This window comes from Streptomyces hebeiensis (assembly GCF_052983195.1).
The window spans coordinates 6,019,999-6,038,450 of the sequence record NZ_CM129812.1 but is presented as its reverse complement, the minus strand read 5'-3'; the positions used below and the strand labels follow the sequence as shown (position 1 = coordinate 6,038,450).

The following is an 18,452-nucleotide window of genomic DNA, read 5'->3' as shown; positions in this document are numbered from 1 at the left end:
AACGCCGCCCCCACGAGTACGCTATGGAGAAGACATGGGTGTTTTTTCGCTGTTTGGGCACAAAGCAGCGGCTGTCCCCGGGGGCGCGGTGGACGGCGAGACCAAGAACAGCGCCTGCGCACAGGCTGTTGTTCCGTCCGAGGGAAGGTGGCCCATGGGGTTCCTGGATTCGTTGAAAGCCAAGATCGGTCCGGCCAAGGAGAAGGTCTCGGACTTCGCGCAGCAGCACGGGGGCAAGATCGAGCAGGGGCTGGACAAGGCCGCCAGGACGGTCGACGAGAAGACCAAGGGCAAGTACAGCGACAAGATCGGCAGCGGCACGGGCAAGGCCAAGGACGCCTTGGGCAAGCTGACCCACAAGGACGACGGCACTCCCCCGCCGCCGGCCTCTTCCTGAGCCCCGCCCCGGATCGGCGCGGTGCGCGGGACGGGGTACGGGGTCAGGTCCAGGCGGCCACGAGGTAGCCGACGCCGTAGGGCGCGTCCTCATGGAGGAGCTGCCCGTCCAGGCCCGCGCCCTCGGCGGCACCCGCCAGCACCTGCCAGGGCGCCCGGCCGGCCGCCTTGAGTTCGGCGGCCCGCCGCACATCCAGCGCCTTCAGGGCCGCCACGTCGGCCGCGCCCAGTGCGCGGGCCACCGTCGCGTCGAACGGAGCCGCGCGCTCGTCCAGGTATCCGGGCGCCTTCACCGAGCGGCACGCGCTCGCGTCCCCCATCACCAGCAGGGCCACCCGCTCGGGCCCGGCCACCAGCCGGGCCCCGGCCCGTACGCAGTCCTCGGCGCCGAGCGAGGTACCCACGCCGAGCCCGCTCACCGGGGCGGCGGACCAGTGGACGCGCTCCAGCAGCCATGCCGCGACGGCCAGCGAGTCGGGCAGCGGGCGCCCGGCGGGCCGCGCCTCCCCCGTGGCGCCGTTCGGGCCGTCCGGGCCGTCCGGGCCGCCCAGAACAACGTCGACCGGTACTCCGAAGCCGCGGAAGGACCCGCGTGTCCCCTCGGGGTACGGATCCGGGCCGAGGCTCTCCTGCTCGGCCGGGCCGACCACGATCAGCCGGTCGGGGCGCGCCGCGGCGAGCACCCCCAGCGCGCCGTCGCAGGCCGTGCGGGCGGCGTCGAGCTCCGGTGCGGCACCGGCGGCCACCGCGGGCACCAGCAGCGGAGGACAGGGACACACGGCAGCGGCGACAAGCATGCCCAGCAGCGTAGTGCCCCTCGCGCGGCACCGGACGAGCACGCCGAAGGCCGGTGGGCCCCGGCCCCTTCTCCGTCTCCCGGCGGCGTTCGCTCAGTCGACGGCGCAGCCGGCCGTCACCGCCGGCAGCGGCGCGGGCACGCCGACCGTGGGCAGGCCGAGCATCACGCCCGCGGGCTTCGCCGCCCCGGCCGCGTTCCGCCGCTCCCAGGCGTCCCCCGCACGGGTCCTGCGGACGCCGCGGGCCGGGCCCTCGGCGAGCAGGTGGTGCGGGGCGGCGTAGGTGATCTCGACGGTCACCACGTCGCCCGGCCGCACCTCCTGCTCCGGCTTGGCGAAGTGGACGAGCCGGTTGTCGGGGGCGCGGCCCGAGAGGCGGTGGGTGGCACCGTCCTTGCGGCCCTCGCCCTCGGCGACCATCACCTCCAGGGTGCGGCCGACCTGCTTCTTGTTCTCCTCCCAGGAGATCTCCTCCTGGAGGGCGGTCAGCCGCAGGTATCGGTCCTGCACGACCTCCTTGGGGATCTGCCCGGGCATCTCGGCGGCGGGCGTCCCGGGGCGCTTGGAGTACTGGAAGGTGAAGGCCTGCGCGAAGCGCGCCTCGCGCACCACCTTCAGGGTCTGCTCGAAGTCCTCCTCGGTCTCGCCCGGGAAGCCCACGATGATGTCGGTGGAGATGGCCGCGTGCGGGATGGCGGCGCGCACCTTCTCGATGATGCCGAGGTATCGGTCCTGCCGGTACGAGCGGCGCATCGCCTTCAGAACGGGGTCCGAACCGGACTGGAGCGGCATGTGCAGCTGGGGCATCACGTTCGGCGTCTCGGCCATGGCCGCGATCACGTCGTCGGTGAAGTCGCGCGGGTGCGGCGAGGTGAAGCGGACGCGCTCCAGGCCCTCGACGGCCCCGCAGGCCCGCAGCAGCTTGGAGAACGCCTCGCGGTCGCCGATGTCGGAGCCGTACGCGTTCACGTTCTGGCCGAGCAGGGTGATCTCGGAGACGCCCTCGGCGACCAGGGCCTCGATCTCGGCCAGGATGTCGCCGGGGCGGCGGTCCTTCTCCTTGCCCCGCAGCGCGGGGACGATGCAGAAGGTGCAGGTGTTGTTGCAGCCGACCGAGATCGAGACCCAGGCGGCGTAGGCGGACTCGCGGCGCGTCGGCAGCGTGGAGGGGAACGCCTCCAGCGATTCGGCGATCTCGACCTGGGCCTCCTCCTGGACGCGGGCGCGTTCGAGGAGGACCGGGAGCTTGCCGATGTTGTGCGTGCCGAATACGACGTCGACCCAGGGGGCCCGGTCGACGATGGTCGAGCGGTCCTTCTGGGCCAGGCAGCCGCCGACCGCGATCTGCATGCCCGGCCGGCGGGCCTTGACCGGGGCGAGCCGGCCCAGGTTGCCGTACAGCTTGTTGTCGGCGTTCTCCCGTACCGCGCAGGTGTTGAAGACGACGACGTCGGCGTCCCCGTCGGAGCCCTCCGGGGCCCGGACGTATCCAGCGTCCTCCAGCAGGCCCGACAGCCGTTCGGAGTCGTGGACGTTCATCTGGCACCCGTAGGTGCGGATCTCGTAGCTTCGAGTTACGCCCACGTCGTCCACTGCTCCGGTCCGGTCACTGCTGCTGGTCATCCCTCAAGGGTAAGGGGGTGCCGGGAGATGGTCGGACGTGTCCCGCGACGTGCGCCGGCCGACCGGCGGCGGGGCCGGTCGGCCGGTGCGTCATCCGTACGCCGGCGGTGTGCGTCGCCGAGTGCGGTCGGTCGTGGTCTCCAGGGTCAGCCGACCCCGTGCACGAGGTGCGTGGTCAGCTCGTAACGAGCGCCGACTATGGCCAGCTTGCCCTCGGCCACCTTGGCGGCCAGGTCGGGTTCGCCGGCCAGCCGGCCGCGGACACGGTCGACATGGGCACCGACCGTGGCGTCCACGCGCGCGTCGCCTTCCTTGGAGTGATCGATCGCCGGGCGTATCTGGTCGGCCAGGTACTGGATGTGGTCCGGGAGCCGCTCGCCGGTCTCCTCCGCGTGGACGGCAGCCGCGACCGCGCCGCACGACTGGTGTCCCAGCACCATCACCAGCGGGATGTTCAGCTCCAGGACGCCGTAGGCGATGGAGCCGAGGACGGCCTCGTCCAGGACCTCGCCGGCCGACCGGACGGTCATCAGGTCGCCGAGGCCCTGGTCGAAGACCAGCTCCGGGGGGACCCGGGAGTCGATGCAGCCGAGGATGAGGGCGAAGGGGTGCTGCCCCGACACCAGGGCCTCGCGGACGGTGCGGGTCTCGTGGGGATGCTGTTCGCGGTAGGTGCGCCAGCGCCGGTTGCCCGCGGCGAGTTCTCTGAGAGCCTCGTCGGGGGTGGCCGGGCGCGGACGCTCCTGGGCGCGGACGCCGGCCGCTCGCGCGGTGGGGGCGGACGGGACGGTGAGGGCCACTCCTGCCGTGGCGGCGGCCCCCGCGACCGCCGCTCGCAGCAGGTTACGGCGCGGAGCGCCACTGGCGTTGGCACGTGTATTCGCATATCTGGTCGAAATCACGGCCGGAGACTATCCAGGTAAATTCGGCCATTACCCGAGCCAGACGCAATGTTGACTCACTCTTGAACCAACCACCCCTCGTACACCTGAAGTTGATGTCTGCACCACCTGCCGTTCGGTACCGCCCGCCGCTCGGCCCGTCTCCCCCGGTGCCCCGGACCTGGTGCCCCGAAGCGCTACCCCAGGGACTTCTCCAAGGACAGAGCGAAGATGTGCGCCCTGCCCCGGGCCTGTCGGTGCCGCCGGCGTGACCTCGACAACTCCCGCTCCGCGTGCAGCGCCGACCGCGCGGCTGCGGCCGGGGCGTCCGGGGGCTCCGGCCCCCGCCGTGCGCGGGCCCGGCCGCACCGGACCCGCACCGGACCCTTGCCGGGCCTGGCTGTCGCCGGGGCGAACTGGCAGGATCGCGGGCATGGTCCCCCTTCCGTACCGCATCAGCCGTCGTCGCGCGCTGCAAGGCTCCGCCGCCCTGCTCCTGGTGCTCGGGGTGCTGGTGTGGTGGCTGATGTCCATGCGGCCGTCGTCACCGAGCGGTTCGATCATCTTCAGCACGGGCGTGAAGAACGGCGTCTACCAGCGCTACGGCGTGCTGCTCAAGGAGGACCTCGCGCGTGGCATGCCGAACGTGTCGATACGCCTGAGGACCAGCGAGGGCTCGCAGGAGAACATCACGCGGGTGGCCACCGGCGACGCCGACTTCACCGTCGCCACCGCCGACGCCGTCGCCAAGTACATCCAGGACGGCCGGCCGGGCGCGGACCGGCTGCGTGGCTGCGCGCGGCTGTACGACGACTACGTCCAGCTGATCACGCCGAAGACCTCGGGCATCCGGTCCACCGCCGACCTGAAGGGCAAGAGGGTGGGCGTGGGCCAGGAGAGGTCGGGCGTGCGGCTGATAGCGGACCGGATCCTGACGGCCGCCGGGATCGATCCGCAGACCGGGATCACTCCGGTCCCCGCGGGCATCGACACCGTTCCGGACCTGCTCGAACGGGATGAACTCGACGCGTTCTTCTGGTCCGGCGGGCTGCCCACGGAGGCGATCCGCCAGCTGTCCGAGCGCTTCGCCGTCCGGCTGGTGCCCCTGGACGCCGCACTGATCACCGCGCTGCACTCCTCGGACGAGACGGCGTTGCGGTACTACCGCTCGGCCGAGATGCCCGCCGACGCCTACCCGGCCGCGCAGGAGGGCACGGCCGTACCCACGTTCGCCGTGGCGAACCTGCTGATCACCACCGACGAGACGGACGCGGCGCTGACCGAGGGCTTCACCCGCCGGGTGATCGACAGCCGGGACGGCATCGGCAAGCAGGTGCATCCCGCGCAGCTGGTGGACCTGCGGACGGCGATCTACACCGATCCGCTGCCGCTGCACGAGGGCGCCAAGCACTACTACCGGTCGGTCAAACCGTAGGATCCGGCCCAGCCCGGCCCAGCCCGGCCCGACACCGGCCGCCCGGACCGGACGGGCCTCATGCCGTCGGCGACGTCCTCGGCACGCTGAGCGTGGCACGCAGCCCGTGCGGCTCGCTGTGCGCGTACGTGAGGGAGCCGCCGCCGGCCGCCAGCAGGGCCCGGGTGATGGACAGCCCGAGCCCGGAGCCCTTGACGTTCTGGTGCCGGTTGCTGCGCCAGAACCGGTCGCCGATCCGGTCGAGTTCCTCGTCGTCGAGGCCCGGCCCGCCGTCCTCCACGACGATGGTGGAGGTGTCGCCGCCGCTGCTGACCGAGACCGTGACCTCCTCCCCCTCGGGAGTGAACTTGAGCGCGTTGTCGATGACGGCGTCGAGCGCGCTGGAGAGGGCTGTCGGGTCCGCCCAGGCGGTGACCGCCGCCCGGCGTTCGGTCAGCCGTACGCCCTTCTCCTCGGCCACGGCACGCCACGCGGCGACCCGTTCGGCGGCGAGCTCCCCGATGTCGGTGAGCCGCAGGTCGGGTGCCGTGTGCTCGGCCAGCGCGAGGTCCAGCAGATCGTCCAGGACCTGCGCGAGGCGCCTGCCCTCGGTCCGTACGGACGCGATCTCCGCGTTGCCCTCGGGCAGTTCGAGGGCGAGCAGCTCGATCCGCAGGAGCAGCGCGGCCAGCGGGTTGCGCAGCTGGTGGGAGGCGTCGGCGACGAAGGCACGCTGCTGTTCGAGCACGTCCTCCACGTTGTCGGCCATCTCGTTGAACGAGCTGGCCAGCCGGCGCAGTTCGGGCGGGCCGCCCGCCACCGCGACCCGGGACTTCATCCGCCCGGTGGCGATGTCGTGCGTCGCCGCGTCCAGCACCCGCACCGGACGCAGCACCCAGCCGGTGAGCCGGATCGCGGCGCCCACGGCGAGCAGCATGGCCGCCGCCTCGCCCGCCACGATCACCAGCCAGCCCTTGAGGATGCGCAGGCGCATCTGCTCGGTGGGCGAGTCCGTCACCACGACCGCGACGACGTCTCCGTCCCGTACCACCGGGGAGTCCACGATGAGCCGGCCGTCCTGCCAGGGCCAGACCTGCTCGGGGTCGTCGCTGCGGCGCCCGAGCAGCGCCTCGTCGAAGGCCTGGCGGCCCGCCCCGACCAGGGGCACGCCCCAGTCCTCGGGTGCGCGGGCCATGGCTTTCCCGTCCCGGTCGAAGACGCCCGCCTTGATCCCGTACACGTCGTGGTAGCGCTTGAGCTCGTCCTCCAGCGCGCGCCGCCGCTCCGTCCCGCCGGCCCGGCCGTCGGTGACGAACTGGGCGAGGGCCGCGACCCGCGCCGCGTCGTCGATGCGGTCCACGACGACGCGCTGCTGCTCGGCGGACGCCTGGAGGGCGGCGAGCGGGAAGCCGAGCGCCACCAGGACGCCCGCCATCAGGACGATCAGCAGCGGAAGGAGTCGAGAGGTCACCGGGCGTTACGGCCCCTGGTGCGCGGCCGGGACGACCAGCTTGTAGCCGACCCCCCGGACCGTCTCGATCAGGGCGGGCAGTCCGAGCTTGCCCCGCAGGGACGCGACATGGACCTCGAGCGTGCGGCCCGTCCCTTCCCAACTGGTGCGCCAGACCTCGCTGATGATCTGCTCCCGGCCGAAGACGACCCCGGGCCGCTGGGCCAGCAGCGCCAGCAGGTCGAACTCCTTGCGGGTCAGCTGGACCGCCGTACCGTCCACGCTGACGCGGCGGGTGGGCAGTTCCAGGGTGAGGCGCCCGAGCCGCTGGGCCGGTTCGGCGGCCGGTGACTGCTCGTCGCCGGTGGCGCGCCGGCTGACCGCGTGGATGCGGGCGAGCAGTTCGCCGGTGTCGTACGGCTTGACCACATAGTCGTCGGCACCCAGGTTGAGGCCGTGGATCCGGGAGCGGACGTCGGCGCGCGCGGTCACCATGATCACCGGAGTCGAGGTGATTCTCCGGATCTTGCCGCAGACCTGGTAGCCGTCCTGGTCCGGCAGCCCGAGGTCGAGGAGGACCACCGAGAACGGCTCCTTCCCCTTGTTGACGGCCGGCAGCAGCGCGTGGAGCGCCTCCTCGCCGCTGCGGGCGTGGACGACCTCGACGCCGTGTTTGGCCAGCACGGCGGACAGGGCGGCGGCGACATGGTCGTCGTCCTCTACGAGCAGCAGTCTCACGGGCCCCCTCTATCGGTCGTGTCCGTCGGTCATGTCCGTCACGTCGTGTCCGTCGGCCGCGTCCGTCGGTCACGTCCAACCGTTGCGTCGATCGGTCGCGTCCGGCCGGTCCCGACTGGTCGGGGTCGCGATCCGGCACGGCGGGACGGCGGTACGTACCAAAGGCATCCACGCCCATGGCGCCGTGCCAGTCAAGAGTCTTCTCATTACACCCGGGTTTCCGTTACCCACCCGGTACTCCCCCCACCGTCCCTCTTCACGGGGAGTGTCCGGTTGCGGCCGGATCGTTATGCTCAATTTCCGCTCAGATGTAATGACGCTGATCGCAGCGCGTGACTAGGGTCCTTCCAATCGAGGAGGACGGAGCAAAAAGCCGATGAGCGGAGTGTCAGTGACCAAGGGCACCGAGGACGCCGGGCCGGCGACTGGCGACCTGGTCGTACTGAGCAACGTCAACAAGCACTTCGGCGCGCTGCATGTGCTCCAGGACATCGACCTGACCATCGCCCGTGGCGAGGTCGTGGTCGTCATCGGACCCTCCGGGTCCGGCAAGTCCACACTGTGCCGCACCATCAACCGCCTGGAGACGATCGACTCGGGTTCGATCACGATCGACGGCAAGCCGCTGCCGGAGGAGGGCAGGGAACTGGCCCGGCTCCGCTCGGACGTCGGGATGGTCTTCCAGTCGTTCAATCTCTTCGCGCACAAGACGGTGCTGGAGAACGTCATGCTGGGCCAGCTCAAGGTCCGCAAGACGGAGAAGGCGGCGGCCGAGGAGAAGGCGCGGGCGCTGCTGGACCGGGTGGGCGTCGGCACGCAGGCCGACAAGTACCCGGCTCAGCTCTCCGGCGGCCAGCAGCAGCGCGTCGCCATCGCCCGGGCGCTGGCCATGGGCCCGAAGGTCATGCTCTTCGACGAGCCGACCTCGGCGCTCGACCCGGAGATGATCAACGAAGTCCTGGAAGTCATGCAGCAGTTGGCGCGGGACGGCATGACCATGGTCGTCGTCACGCACGAGATGGGCTTCGCACGCTCCGCGGCGAACCGGGTCGTCTTCATGGCGGACGGCCGGATCGTCGAAGAGGCCGGGCCCGACGAGTTCTTCAGCAATCCCCGCAGCGACCGCGCCAAGGACTTCCTGTCGAAGATCCTGCATCACTGACCCCGGTGGGGTCACCGGCCCCGGCGGGCTCTCGCGTCACCGACCGCGCAGGGCCCGCACCAGGTCCGCGCCACTGATCCCACGCCACCGATCCCGCGTCACCCGCACTCCACCGCACCGGGCCCGCGGCCCGGGTCGGCCCGGCTTTTCACGGCTTTACGGTTCCGACGGCTACACGACCCCCCGGTTCCACGGCTACGCGGCCCCCGCGGCTGCGAACAACTCCAGTTCCTGGTGCGTCCGGGGCCGGCGGCACCTGTTTCTCCGTTCACGTCTCACCCGAGGGAAGTTCACGCAATGAAGCTTCGCAAGGCAAGCGCGGCCGCCGCCGCCGCTCTCGTTCTCTCCCTGACCGCGACCGCCTGCGGCGGGGGCAGCGGCAGCGGCGACGACGACGGCAAGATCACCATCGGCATCAAGTTCGACCAGCCGGGCCTCGGGCTGAAGAAGCCGGACGGCACCTTCGCGGGCTTCGACGTCGACGTGGCGACGTACGTGGCCAAGGAACTGGGCTACGAGGCCAAGGACATCGAGTGGAAGCAGACGCCCAGCGCCGAGCGCGAGAACATGATCGCCAACGGTGATGTGAAGTTCGTCGTCGCCAGCTACTCGATCAACGACGAGCGCAAGCAGAAGGTCGACTTCGCCGGCCCGTACTTCGTCGCCCACCAGGACCTGCTGGTCCGCGCGGACGAGAACTCCATCACCAAGGCCGAGGACCTGAACTCGAAGAAGCTGTGTTCGGTCACGGGCTCCACCCCGGCGCAGAACGTCAAGGAGAAGCTCGCCCCGAAGGCCGACCTCCAGGAGTTCGGCGGCTACTCCGAGTGCCTGACCGGTCTGGAGAACAAGGCCGTGGACGCCATCACCACGGACGACTCCATCCTCGCCGGCTACGCCTCGCAGAAGGAGCACCAGGGCAAGTTCAAGCTCACCGGCCTCAAGCTGAGCGACGAGAACTACGGCATCGGCCTGAAGAAGGGCGACACCGACCTCCAGTCCAAGATCAACAAGGCGCTGGAGAAGATGGAGTCGGACGGTTCCTGGGAGAAGGCCGTGAAGGCCAACTTCGGCCCGGCCAACTACAAGAACGACCCCGCGCCGAAGATCACCGAAGGCAGCTGACCGCAGTCGAGTCCATGGGGACGTGCCGCGGCCGGTCCGTCCGGCGGCGGCACGTCCCCACCAGCCAACCAGGGGAGAGCGCGGGGCATCGTGTTCGACTTTCTTGATTCCGGGCGGTATGACCTGCTCGGCGCCTTCTGGGTGACGGTGCAGCTCACCCTCTACTCAGCGATCGGGTCCCTGATATGGGGCACGCTGCTGGCCGGCATGCGGGTCGGTCCCGTCCCGGTGATGCGCACCTTCGGCACCGCGTACGTCAACGTGGTCCGCAACACCCCGCTGACGGTGGTCATCGTCGGCTGTTCGGTGGGGCTCGGCCAGACCCTCCAGTTCACCCTCGGCGGCGAGGACTTCAAGACCATGGGCTTCCGGCTCGCGGTCCTGGGCTTCATCGCCTACACCAGCACCTTCGTCTGCGAGGCGCTGCGCTCCGGCATCAACACCGTGCCCGTCGGGCAGGCGGAGGCGGCCCGTGCCCTGGGGCTGAGCTTCGTCCAGGTGCTCACGCTGGTGGTGCTGCCCCAGGCGTTCCGCGCCGTCGTCGCGCCGCTCGCCAACGTGCTGATCGCACTGACCAAGAACACCACCGTGGCGGCGGCGATCGGTGTCGCCGAGGCGTCACTGCTGATGAAGGAAATGATCGAGAACGAAACCAGCGCGCTCTTCGCGGTCTTCGCGTTGTTCGCCTTCGGATTCATCGTTCTCACCCTCCCGATGGGCCTGATCCTCGGCTGGGTCAGCAAGCGAGTGGCGGTGAAGCGATGAGTTCCACGTCCGTTCTCTACGACGCCCCCGGTGCCCGTGCCAAGCGGCGCAACATCATCTACACGGTCCTCTTCGTGGTCGCCTTCGTGCTGGCCGCCTGGTGGATCCTGTCCGTGATGGCCGACAAGGACCAGCTGGCGGCCAACAAGTGGAATCCGTTCGTCACGGACGCGGAGGTGTGGACCACCTATCTGCTGCCCGGGCTCGGAGTGACGCTCCAGGCGGCGGCTCTGGCCATCGTGATCGCCCTGCCACTGGGCGCGTTGCTGGGCATCGGCCGGCTCTCCGACCACGCCTGGGTGCGGGTCCCGGTCGGCGCGGTGGTGGAGTTCTTCCGTGCCATCCCGGTCCTGCTGATGATGGTCTTCGCCGCTCAGCTGTACGTGCAGTTCAGCAATGTCTCCTCGGACCTTCGCCCGATGTACGCCGTGGTGACGGGCCTCGTGCTCTACAACGCCTCGGTGATGGCCGAGATCGTACGGGCCGGTATCCTCTCGCTGCCGCGCGGCCAGACCGACGCCGCGAAGGCGATCGGCATGCGCAAGGGCCAGACCATGGTCTACGTGCTGGTCCCGCAGGCGGTCACGGCGATGCTCCCGGCCCTGGTCAGCCAGCTCGTGGTGATCGTGAAGGACACCGCGCTCGGCGGTGCCCTGCTCGGCCTGAACGAACTGCTCTACCAGCTCCGCCCGATCACGGCGAACTACGGCGCGAACACCATCGCGACACTCGTCGTCATCGGTCTCATCTTCATCGCGCTGAACTCCCTGCTCACCAGCTTCGCCGGCTGGCTGGAGAAGCGGCTGCGGCAGGGCAAGAAGAGCTCGGGCGCGGTGCTCAGCGCCGATGACGTACAACAGGCCAACGCCCCGGGCGGAAAGGCCTGACCCGAGCGGTTCCCGGGACGCGTGCGACGGGGGTGCCCGCGCAGGTGAGACCCGCTGCCCCCAGTGGGCAGGGGCCTCGCTTGACGCGAGCACCCCCAGTCGGTTGCATACGTTCTGTGATCACACACCGGGCGGCCGACGCCGCCGACCGTTCGACCGCACGGACCGCGGAGGCCGCAGGAACAGGAGCCGCTGGAGCCGCGCCGTGGACCCGGTGATCGTTGTCGGCGCGGGCCCGGTCGGGCTCGCGCTCTCGCTGGCCCTCGCCGCGCAGAAGGTCCCCTCCGTGATCCTGGACGAGGGATCGGGGGCCGAGGAGCCGCGCCCGGCGCGCACGGCCGTCCTGCGGCCCGACACCGCCGCCCTGGTGGCCGCGCTCGGCTGCACCACCCTCCGCGAGGAGGGCGCCCGCTGGACCGGCTGGCGTTCGATGCGGCGCAAGCAGCTGATGCGGCAGATCCCGCTGGACGGTGCCGACCGCTCCTCGCCCACGCACCTCCCGCAGCACGAGCTGGCCCGCGGGCTGCGCGCGGCCATCGCCGGCCAGGATCTGGTGCGGATGGTCCCCGGCTGCCGGCTCGACTCGCTGGAGCAGGACGCGCGCGGGGTGACCGTCCACACCAAGGGCACCGAGACCACCTGGTGGCGCGGCAGTCACCTGGTGGGCTGCGACGGCGCCAGGTCCACGGTCCGCAAGCTGCTCGACATCCGCTTCCCGGGGCGTACGGCCGTGGAGCGCCACGCGGTCGCCGCGCTCCGCGCCGAGCTGCCCTGGCCCGGCGAGGCGATGCTGCACCGGTCCCCGCCATGGCGTGGCGGGGGCGCCGAGGTCTCCGCCCGGCCGCTGCGGCACGGGGCCTGGCGACTCGACTGGCTGCTGCCCGCGCGCGGCGAGCTGGTCACGCCCGACGCCCTCGTGGCGCGGTTACGGGACACCCTGGCCGGCTGGTGCGGCGACACCCCGCCGTACGACCTGCTGGACACGGGCGTCTACACGCTGCACCACCGGCTGGCCAGGCGGTGGCGGGTGGGACGGGCCTTCCTCGCGGGGGACGCCGCGCACCTGCTGGGCGCGGTGGGCACCCAGGGGCTGGACGAGGGCCTGCGGGACGTCGGCAACCTGGCCTGGAAGCTGGCCGAGGACTGGCATCACGGGGCGTCGGAGACGCTGCTGGACAGCTACCAGGCGGAACGGCGCACGGCCGTCGCCGCCCGGCTGCGCGCCGCCGACCAGTCGCTGGCGGTCGTACGGGGCGGTGGCGGGCTGCGCACGTACATGCCGGGGTCCGCGCGCGGCCAGGACGCGCTGCTCGCCGACGGTCACCTGGGGCACGGGGCATTGGGAGCACCGCCGTCCTATCCGCGCTCCCCCCTCGCGCCTCCGCGCGCCGAGGGGCAGACGTCGGTGGGCACGCCCTCGGGCGCGCAGGCCGCGGACGTGTGGCTGACGGCGCCCGACGGCACGACCGGTCACCTGCGGGAACGGCTCGGACAGGGCCGGCTGCTGGTGGTCCTGGTCGCGCCCGGCACCGGCGTGTGGGACCGGCGGCACTGGATGACGGCGGGGGTGATGCCCCGGCTGGCGGCCGCCGTGAAGAAGCTGCCCCTGCGGGCGGAGCTGCTGGTCACGGAGGCGTATCCGGGCGCGTCGGCCCATACGGTGCTGCTGGTGCGGCCGGACGGGCACCTGGTCACGGCCTTCGCCGGGGTGCGCCCGGCGGAGCTGTACGCGGCGGCGGACGCGGTGCGCGGCGGCCCTCGCACGCAAACATCCGAACAGACGTCCGACGACCATACTGTGAACATCAATTGACCGTCGCAGGCGTGCGTGGTGTACTCCGGATCGTGACCGACACCGATGTGCGCCTGTGGCGGAGGGTCCATATGGACCTGCTCCGCTATGCGGGCTGCGTGTGTCGCCCGTCCTGCTGATTCGCCTCGATGTCCCGCGCTCCCCGTGCTCCGCCACGGCGGCGCTTCCTCGCGATCACCTCAGGACGGCTCCCACCATGTCTGTTCCCGTCACGACGTCGCTGCCCGCCGCCGGTGCCGGTGCCGCCTCGGACCCGGTTTCACCGGCCGCTTCCGAGACCGTTCCCCCGGCAGCGGCCGCGTCCTCGCCCCCGAGTACGGGCGCCGGGCCCAGCCCCGCCGAACTGCTCGGTTTCGTCCGCTCGGTGGCCTCCGACGCCGAGCTGATCTCGTCGCTTCCGCTCGACCCCGAGGGCCGTACCTGGCTGCGGCTCGACGGGCCCGGGGGCAGTGAGGCATGGCTGATCGGCTGGCCGCCCGGTACGGGCACCGGCTGGCACGACCACGGCGGCTCGCACGGCGCGTTCGCCACCGCCTCGGGCACGTTGAAGGAGGACTCCCTGGCGGCCCGGCTGCCCACCGAGGGCTGGAAGACGCTGGAGCTGGCCGAGGGCGTCGACCGCGAGCGGCAGCTGGCCGCGGGCGAGGGCCGCGCGTTCGGCAGGCACCATGTGCACGAGGTACGCAACGAGTCCGAGGACGGGCACGCCGTCTCGGTCCACGCCTACTACCCGCCGCTGCCCCTGATGCGCCGCTACAGCCGCACGGGCGCGGTGCTCCGGCTGGAGCAGGTGGAGCATCCGGAGGAATGGGAATGAGCACCGGCGCGCAGCGGCCCGGTCCGGGGCCGACGGGGATAGACGAGCTGCTGGACCGGGTCCGCGCGGACCTGGACCGGATCGGCCCGCGCGAGGCGTTCGAGGCCGCCCGGGACGGCGCGCTGCTGGTCGACATCCGCTACGCGGCGCTGCGCGACCGTGACGGCCTGATCCCCGGGGCTCTGGTGATCGAGCGCAACGAACTGGAGTGGCGGCTCGACCCCCAGGGCAGCCACCGTGCCCCCGAGGCCACGGACCACGATCTGCGCATCGTGGTGATCTGCAACGAGGGATACGCGTCGAGTCTGGCGGCGGTCTCTCTGCGCCACCTGGGCCTGCACCGGGCGACCGACCTCATCGGCGGCTTCCAGGCATGGAAGGCCGAGGGACTGCCTGTCACCCGGTGAGGGCTCGGAGGACAAGGGGACGGGCGGCCAGGCTCCGGCCAGGCCCGTCCGGCCGGTCTCCGTGGGCCGGGCGGGCCTACGCGAAGCCCTCGTCCAGACCCTCGGTGTCCTCGCCCTCTTCCTCCAGCGCCTGTCTGACCACTCGCAGCGCCAGGCCCTCCGCGTAGCCCTTGCGGGCCAGCATGCCCGCGAGGCGGCGAAGCCTTCTGTCCCGGTCCAGGCCACGGGTGGACGTGAGTTTCCGGGCCACCAGCTCGCGCGCGGTCGCCTCCTCCTGATCGGAGTCCAGCTGCCCGACCGCCTCGTCGATCACGGCCGCGTCCACCCCCTTCGTCCGCAGCTCACGCGCCAGGGCCCGGCGGGCGAGGCCCCGGCCGTGGTGGCGGGACTCCACCCAGGCGTCCGCGAACGCCGCGTCATTGATCAGCCCCACGTCCTCGAAGCGGGCGAGCACCTCCTCCGCGATCTCGTCCGGAATCTCCCGCTTGGCCAGCGCGTCCGCCAGCTGTCGCCGGGTGCGGGGAGTGCCGGTGAGCAGGCGCAGACAGATCGCCCGCGCCCGCTCCGCCGGGTCCTGGGGTGCGGGTTCCCGCTCGGCCCTCGACGACCGGAAACCCGCACCCTGCTCTCGCGCCGCCCGCTGCCACGTGTCCATCGCCTGCGCGTCAGGCACGGCACGCACTAACTCTTGGCCGTGGCCGCCTTGGCCGCCTTGGCCTTGGAGGCGGCGGCGCCGGCGGGCTTCACCGGATCATCGGCGGGCGGCGTCCCGGCCGCGGCCGGGACGGGCTCGCCCTTGGCGGCGTCCGGCCTGACCCCGACCCCCAGCTTCTCCAGGATCTTCTTCTCGATCTCGTTGGCGAGATCGGGGTTGTCCTTGAGGAAGTTGCGCGCGTTCTCCTTGCCCTGGCCGAGCTGGTCGCCCTCGTACGTGTACCAGGCGCCGGCCTTCCGGACGAAGCCGTGCTCCACGCCCATGTCGATCAACCCGCCCTCGCGGCTGATGCCCTGGCCGTAGAGGATGTCGAACTCGGCCTGCTTGAACGGGGGCGAAACCTTGTTCTTGACGACCTTGACACGCGTCCGGTTACCGACCGCTTCCGTGCCGTCCTTCAGCGTCTCGATACGGCGGATGTCGAGCCGGACCGACGCGTAGAACTTGAGCGCCCGGCCACCGGTCGTGGTCTCCGGCGAGCCGAACATCACACCGATCTTCTCGCGGAGCTGGTTGATGAAGATCGCGGTGGTCTTGGACTGGTTGAGCGCGCTGGTGATCTTCCGGAGCGCCTGGCTCATCAGCCGCGCCTGGAGACCGACATGTGAGTCGCCCATCTCGCCCTCGATCTCCGCGCGCGGCACCAGCGCGGCGACGGAGTCGATGACGATGAGGTCGAGCGCGCCCGAGCGGACCAGCATGTCCGTGATCTCGAGCGCCTGCTCGCCGTTGTCCGGCTGGGAGAGGATGAGGTTGTCGATGTCGACACCGAGCTTCTTCGCGTACTCGGGGTCGAGGGCGTGCTCGGCGTCCACGAAGGCCACGGCACCGCCGGCCTTCTGCGCGTTCGCCACGGCGTGCAGCGTCAGGGTCGTCTTACCGGAGGACTCCGGCCCGTACACCTCCACCACGCGGCCACGCGGCAGGCCACCGACGCCGAGGGCGACGTCGAGCGCGGTCGAGCCGGTGGGGATGACCTCGACGGGCTCGTTCGGCCGCTCGCCCAGGCGCATCACCGCGCCCTTGCCGAATTGCCGTTCAATCTGTGCGAGCGCGGCGTCCAGCGCCTTCTCGCGGTCGGTTCCTGCCATGGGTTCCACCCGATTTGCTTGAGTCGTTCTCTTCACGTCAAAGACGCTATCCCCTGCCACTGACAACGCGCCCCGACGTCCTCCCGCCTGTGGACAACTCCGCCGAAATCCCTGCCGACGCCCGGGCGGACCGGACCCGGGAGCATCGGTCACCCATCCATAAGAATAGACGTTCGATTTTGATGTCAAGCGGACCACACGGGCGGAGCGCACGGAACAGCGACCGGCCCACCCGCCCGACGGGCGCACACCACACCCCGCCCCGTCCACCCCGTTCCACCCCGCCACATCGCCCGGCCGAATCTCCACCGGAGCTTCATAACTGACTTGCCATCAGAAGGCGGGGCCGGATACACCTACCTGCACCTCGACGATTCTCGAACGCACGTACCCCTTTGCGGTTCCGGACGCGCTCAGGATTCCCCGATGTTCCCGATTTCTCGCACCCCACCCGTTGGAGGCAATATGTCCATGCTCACAAGACCCGGGGTCGGATGGCCCCGCACGATCGCCCGCTCCGCCGCGCTCGGCTGCGCCGGACTGCTGGTGAGCGGCTCCCTCATGGTCACCACGGCCTCGGCGGTCGACGGGCCGGGCAGTGGCCCGCTCGGCAACGGGGCGCCCGGCACCGTGGCCCTCACCGCCCCGCCGGCCCCCGAGCGGCCCGTCTTCGACATCCCGGGACGGGACGCCCCCGCCCGGGGCACCCACGGTGCGCGCGCCCCGCGGGCCGCGGCCGGCACCGCCGCCGCCCGGGCCGACCTGGACGGCGACGGCCTGGGCGATTTCATGTACCGCGGCCTCTACGGCGACGTCTGGGCCGACTGGGGCAGCGACGGCGCGGAGGTGATCTCGCCGGACGACTCCGAGGTCAAGGACCTGATGCTGCCCGGCGACCTCACCGGTGACGGCAGGGCCGACGCGCTCACCCTGTCGCCGACCGGCGCCCTGCGACTGCACAGTGGCGTGGACGCCACGGTTCCGGGCGGCATGACCTCATACACCACGCTCAGCACCGGCTGGCAGACGTACGACAAGCTGGTCGTTCCCGGCGACCTCACCGGCGACGGCGCCCCCGACCTGCTGGCCCGCGACTCACGGGGGCTGTTCCTCTTCCCCGGCACCGGAAAGAACTTCGGCTCCGGGATCCAGGTGGGCGGCGCGGGCTGGGCTCAGTTCGACCAGCTGGTCGGGGCGGACGACCTCGACGGCGACGGCCTCGCCGACCTCGTCGCCCGCAACGACACGGGGCTGTACGTCTACCCGGGCAACGGCAACGCCACGGGGTACCCGTTCAAGGAGCGGGTCCAGATCGGCGGTACCGGCTGGCTCCAGTACAACCAGCTGATCGGGGGCACGGACTACGACGGCAACGGCACCGCGGACCTCGTCACCCGCTCGTACGACGGCACCCTCTACTTCTACCGGGGCAACGGCGACGGCACGCTCGACGCCCGGGTGGAGGTCGGCACGAACTGGAACGGGATCACCCAGTTCGCCGGCGCCGGCAGCCGGCCGTTCTTCGGCAAACACGGGATCTACACCCGCACCCCTGACGGGACCCTCTACTACTACGAGGGCACCGGCACAGGCCGTCTCTCGGAGAAGTACCTGATCGGCGACGGCTGGGACCGGTCGGCGGTGCGGCTGATCCACACCGTGTCCCTGCGGGCGAACGGCGACTCCGACCTGCTCGGGCACAACACCTACGACGGTCACCTCTACAACTTCATGCTCTACGCCGAGGCCGATCCCGAACTCGCGGGCGGTTCGACCTCGTACAACCTGGTCGTGGGCCCCGGCGACCTCGACGGCGACGGCAAGAGCGACCTGCTGGCCCGTAACTCCGACACCCTCTACTTCTACGGTGGCAACGGCAACGGCCTGTCGGTGAAGGGCCGGGTCGCGGTCGGGGGCAGCGGCTGGATGCAGTTCAACACCCTCGTGGGCGCCGGCGACCTCACCGGCGACGGCCGCGCCGACCTGATCGCCCGCAGCTCCGAGGGCCTGTTCCTGTACGCGGGCACCGGCAAGGCGGCCACCCCCTTCGCCGCGAAGGCACAGGTCGGCGGGGCGGGCTGGGGCCAGTACACGCAGCTGGCCGCACCCGGCGACATCAACGGTGACGGAACCGCCGACCTGTTGGCCGCCAATTCCGCGGGTGAGCTGTACTTCTACGCCGGCACCGGAAAGGCGGCCACGCCCTTCAAGGAGCGCGTGAAGATCGGATCGGGCGGCTGGAGCCAGTACGCCGACCTGCTCTGAACCGGGGAACGATCCCGGCCCGGTCCCCGCACGCCTCGCGGCGAGGACCGGGCCGGGCGCCGCCCGTCTTCTGGGCCCCACCACGGGCCACGAGGGGTCAGCACTA

At 71.3% G+C, this 18,452-nt stretch carries 18 protein-coding genes; 11 read left to right on the top strand and 7 right to left on the bottom strand.

Annotated features, from left to right (window positions below):
- The first annotated feature begins 154 nt into the window (after positions 1–154).
- Positions 155–397, top strand: coding sequence for an antitoxin (locus ACU6P3_RS25920; protein WP_030745401.1), 243 nt, complete (start codon positions 155–157; stop codon positions 395–397).
- A 43-nt stretch (positions 398–440) separates the two neighbouring features.
- Here ACU6P3_RS25920 and ACU6P3_RS25915 read toward each other — a convergent pair whose 3' ends face one another.
- The 3 genes from ACU6P3_RS25915 to ACU6P3_RS25905 form a co-directional block, all read right to left on the bottom strand.
- Positions 441–1,193: a class III extradiol dioxygenase subunit B-like domain-containing protein gene (locus ACU6P3_RS25915; RefSeq protein ID WP_447194328.1), complete on the bottom strand. Its 753-nt coding sequence runs from the start codon at positions 1,191–1,193 to the stop codon at positions 441–443.
- 93 nt (positions 1,194–1,286) lie between these two features.
- Positions 1,287–2,816: a tRNA (N6-isopentenyl adenosine(37)-C2)-methylthiotransferase MiaB gene (gene miaB / locus ACU6P3_RS25910; protein WP_447194327.1), complete on the bottom strand. Its 1,530-nt coding sequence runs from the start codon at positions 2,814–2,816 to the stop codon at positions 1,287–1,289.
- 146 nt (positions 2,817–2,962) lie between these two features.
- The gene (locus ACU6P3_RS25905) at positions 2,963–3,718 is read right to left on the bottom strand and encodes a carbonic anhydrase (RefSeq protein ID WP_447194326.1); all 756 of its coding nucleotides are present in this window, start codon (positions 3,716–3,718) and stop codon (positions 2,963–2,965) included.
- A gap of 412 nt (positions 3,719–4,130) precedes the next feature.
- Between ACU6P3_RS25905 and ACU6P3_RS25900 the strand changes: the two genes are divergently transcribed.
- The gene (locus tag ACU6P3_RS25900) at positions 4,131–5,132 is read left to right on the top strand and encodes a TAXI family TRAP transporter solute-binding subunit (RefSeq protein ID WP_447194325.1); all 1,002 of its coding nucleotides are present in this window, start codon (positions 4,131–4,133) and stop codon (positions 5,130–5,132) included.
- Between the two features lie 58 nt (positions 5,133–5,190).
- Here the strand turns inward: ACU6P3_RS25900 and ACU6P3_RS25895 are convergent, their stop codons facing one another.
- Both ACU6P3_RS25895 and ACU6P3_RS25890 read right to left on the bottom strand, forming a co-directional pair.
- Positions 5,191–6,582 (bottom strand): sensor histidine kinase, encoded by a 1,392-nt coding sequence (locus tag ACU6P3_RS25895; protein WP_447194324.1) that lies wholly within the window; start codon positions 6,580–6,582, stop codon positions 5,191–5,193.
- A 6-nt stretch (positions 6,583–6,588) separates the two neighbouring features.
- Complete coding sequence (locus ACU6P3_RS25890; RefSeq protein WP_447194323.1) at positions 6,589–7,299, bottom strand: response regulator transcription factor; 711 nt, start codon at positions 7,297–7,299, stop codon at positions 6,589–6,591.
- A 376-nt stretch (positions 7,300–7,675) separates the two neighbouring features.
- Here ACU6P3_RS25890 and ACU6P3_RS25885 point away from each other — a divergent pair, with 376 nt between their 5' ends.
- From ACU6P3_RS25885 to ACU6P3_RS25850, 8 genes are all read left to right on the top strand, one after another.
- Complete coding sequence (locus tag ACU6P3_RS25885) at positions 7,676–8,461, top strand: amino acid ABC transporter ATP-binding protein (RefSeq protein ID WP_352086550.1); 786 nt, start codon at positions 7,676–7,678, stop codon at positions 8,459–8,461.
- A gap of 297 nt (positions 8,462–8,758) precedes the next feature.
- Positions 8,759–9,586, top strand: coding sequence for a glutamate ABC transporter substrate-binding protein (locus ACU6P3_RS25880; protein ID WP_447194322.1), 828 nt, complete (start codon positions 8,759–8,761; stop codon positions 9,584–9,586).
- A 90-nt stretch (positions 9,587–9,676) separates the two neighbouring features.
- Positions 9,677–10,351, top strand: coding sequence for an amino acid ABC transporter permease (locus ACU6P3_RS25875; protein WP_447194321.1), 675 nt, complete (start codon positions 9,677–9,679; stop codon positions 10,349–10,351).
- Positions 10,348–11,238, top strand: a complete 891-nt coding sequence (locus ACU6P3_RS25870; RefSeq protein ID WP_447194320.1) for an amino acid ABC transporter permease — start codon at positions 10,348–10,350, stop codon at positions 11,236–11,238. Before ACU6P3_RS25875 ends, ACU6P3_RS25870 begins: the two co-directional genes overlap by 4 nt.
- Positions 11,239–11,443: 205 nt before the next feature.
- Positions 11,444–13,051 (top strand): FAD-dependent monooxygenase, encoded by a 1,608-nt coding sequence (locus ACU6P3_RS25865; protein WP_447194319.1) that lies wholly within the window; start codon positions 11,444–11,446, stop codon positions 13,049–13,051.
- Positions 13,052–13,062: 11 nt separating this feature from the next.
- Positions 13,063–13,170 (top strand): putative leader peptide, encoded by a 108-nt coding sequence (locus ACU6P3_RS25860; RefSeq protein WP_425573939.1) that lies wholly within the window; start codon positions 13,063–13,065, stop codon positions 13,168–13,170.
- A gap of 77 nt (positions 13,171–13,247) precedes the next feature.
- Positions 13,248–13,868 (top strand): cupin domain-containing protein, encoded by a 621-nt coding sequence (locus tag ACU6P3_RS25855; RefSeq protein WP_447194318.1) that lies wholly within the window; start codon positions 13,248–13,250, stop codon positions 13,866–13,868.
- Positions 13,865–14,275 (top strand): rhodanese-like domain-containing protein, encoded by a 411-nt coding sequence (locus ACU6P3_RS25850; RefSeq protein WP_447194317.1) that lies wholly within the window; start codon positions 13,865–13,867, stop codon positions 14,273–14,275. The genes ACU6P3_RS25855 and ACU6P3_RS25850 overlap by 4 nt, the downstream gene beginning before the upstream one ends.
- A gap of 76 nt (positions 14,276–14,351) precedes the next feature.
- Here ACU6P3_RS25850 and recX read toward each other — a convergent pair whose 3' ends face one another.
- Both recX and recA read right to left on the bottom strand, forming a co-directional pair.
- Positions 14,352–14,948, bottom strand: coding sequence for a recombination regulator RecX (recX, locus tag ACU6P3_RS25845; RefSeq protein ID WP_447194316.1), 597 nt, complete (start codon positions 14,946–14,948; stop codon positions 14,352–14,354).
- A gap of 8 nt (positions 14,949–14,956) precedes the next feature.
- On the bottom strand, positions 14,957–16,081 hold the full coding sequence (gene recA, locus ACU6P3_RS25840; protein ID WP_447194315.1) for a recombinase RecA: 1,125 nt from the start codon (positions 16,079–16,081) through the stop codon (positions 14,957–14,959).
- A gap of 471 nt (positions 16,082–16,552) precedes the next feature.
- Between recA and ACU6P3_RS25835 the strand changes: the two genes are divergently transcribed.
- Complete coding sequence (locus tag ACU6P3_RS25835; RefSeq protein ID WP_447194314.1) at positions 16,553–18,346, top strand: FG-GAP repeat domain-containing protein; 1,794 nt, start codon at positions 16,553–16,555, stop codon at positions 18,344–18,346.
- Positions 18,347–18,452: the final 106 nt, after the last annotated feature.

Bases quoted from the DNA above. Each gene is read 5' to 3' on its own strand.
- ACU6P3_RS25920 (WP_030745401.1), top strand. From the start codon at position 155: ATGGGGTTCCTGGATTCGTTGAAAGCCAAGATCGGTCCGGCCAAGGAG.
- ACU6P3_RS25915 (WP_447194328.1), bottom strand. From the start codon at position 1,193: ATGCTTGTCGCCGCTGCCGTGTGTCCCTGTCCTCCGCTGCTGGTGCCC.
- miaB (WP_447194327.1), bottom strand. From the start codon at position 2,816: ATGACCAGCAGCAGTGACCGGACCGGAGCAGTGGACGACGTGGGCGTA.
- ACU6P3_RS25900 (WP_447194325.1), top strand. From the start codon at position 4,131: ATGGTCCCCCTTCCGTACCGCATCAGCCGTCGTCGCGCGCTGCAAGGC.
- ACU6P3_RS25885 (WP_352086550.1), top strand. From the start codon at position 7,676: ATGAGCGGAGTGTCAGTGACCAAGGGCACCGAGGACGCCGGGCCGGCG.
- ACU6P3_RS25880 (WP_447194322.1), top strand. From the start codon at position 8,759: ATGAAGCTTCGCAAGGCAAGCGCGGCCGCCGCCGCCGCTCTCGTTCTC.
- ACU6P3_RS25870 (WP_447194320.1), top strand. From the start codon at position 10,348: ATGAGTTCCACGTCCGTTCTCTACGACGCCCCCGGTGCCCGTGCCAAG.
- ACU6P3_RS25855 (WP_447194318.1), top strand. From the start codon at position 13,248: ATGTCTGTTCCCGTCACGACGTCGCTGCCCGCCGCCGGTGCCGGTGCC.
- ACU6P3_RS25850 (WP_447194317.1), top strand. From the start codon at position 13,865: ATGAGCACCGGCGCGCAGCGGCCCGGTCCGGGGCCGACGGGGATAGAC.
- recA (WP_447194315.1), bottom strand. From the start codon at position 16,081: ATGGCAGGAACCGACCGCGAGAAGGCGCTGGACGCCGCGCTCGCACAG.
- ACU6P3_RS25835 (WP_447194314.1), top strand. From the start codon at position 16,553: ATGCTCACAAGACCCGGGGTCGGATGGCCCCGCACGATCGCCCGCTCC.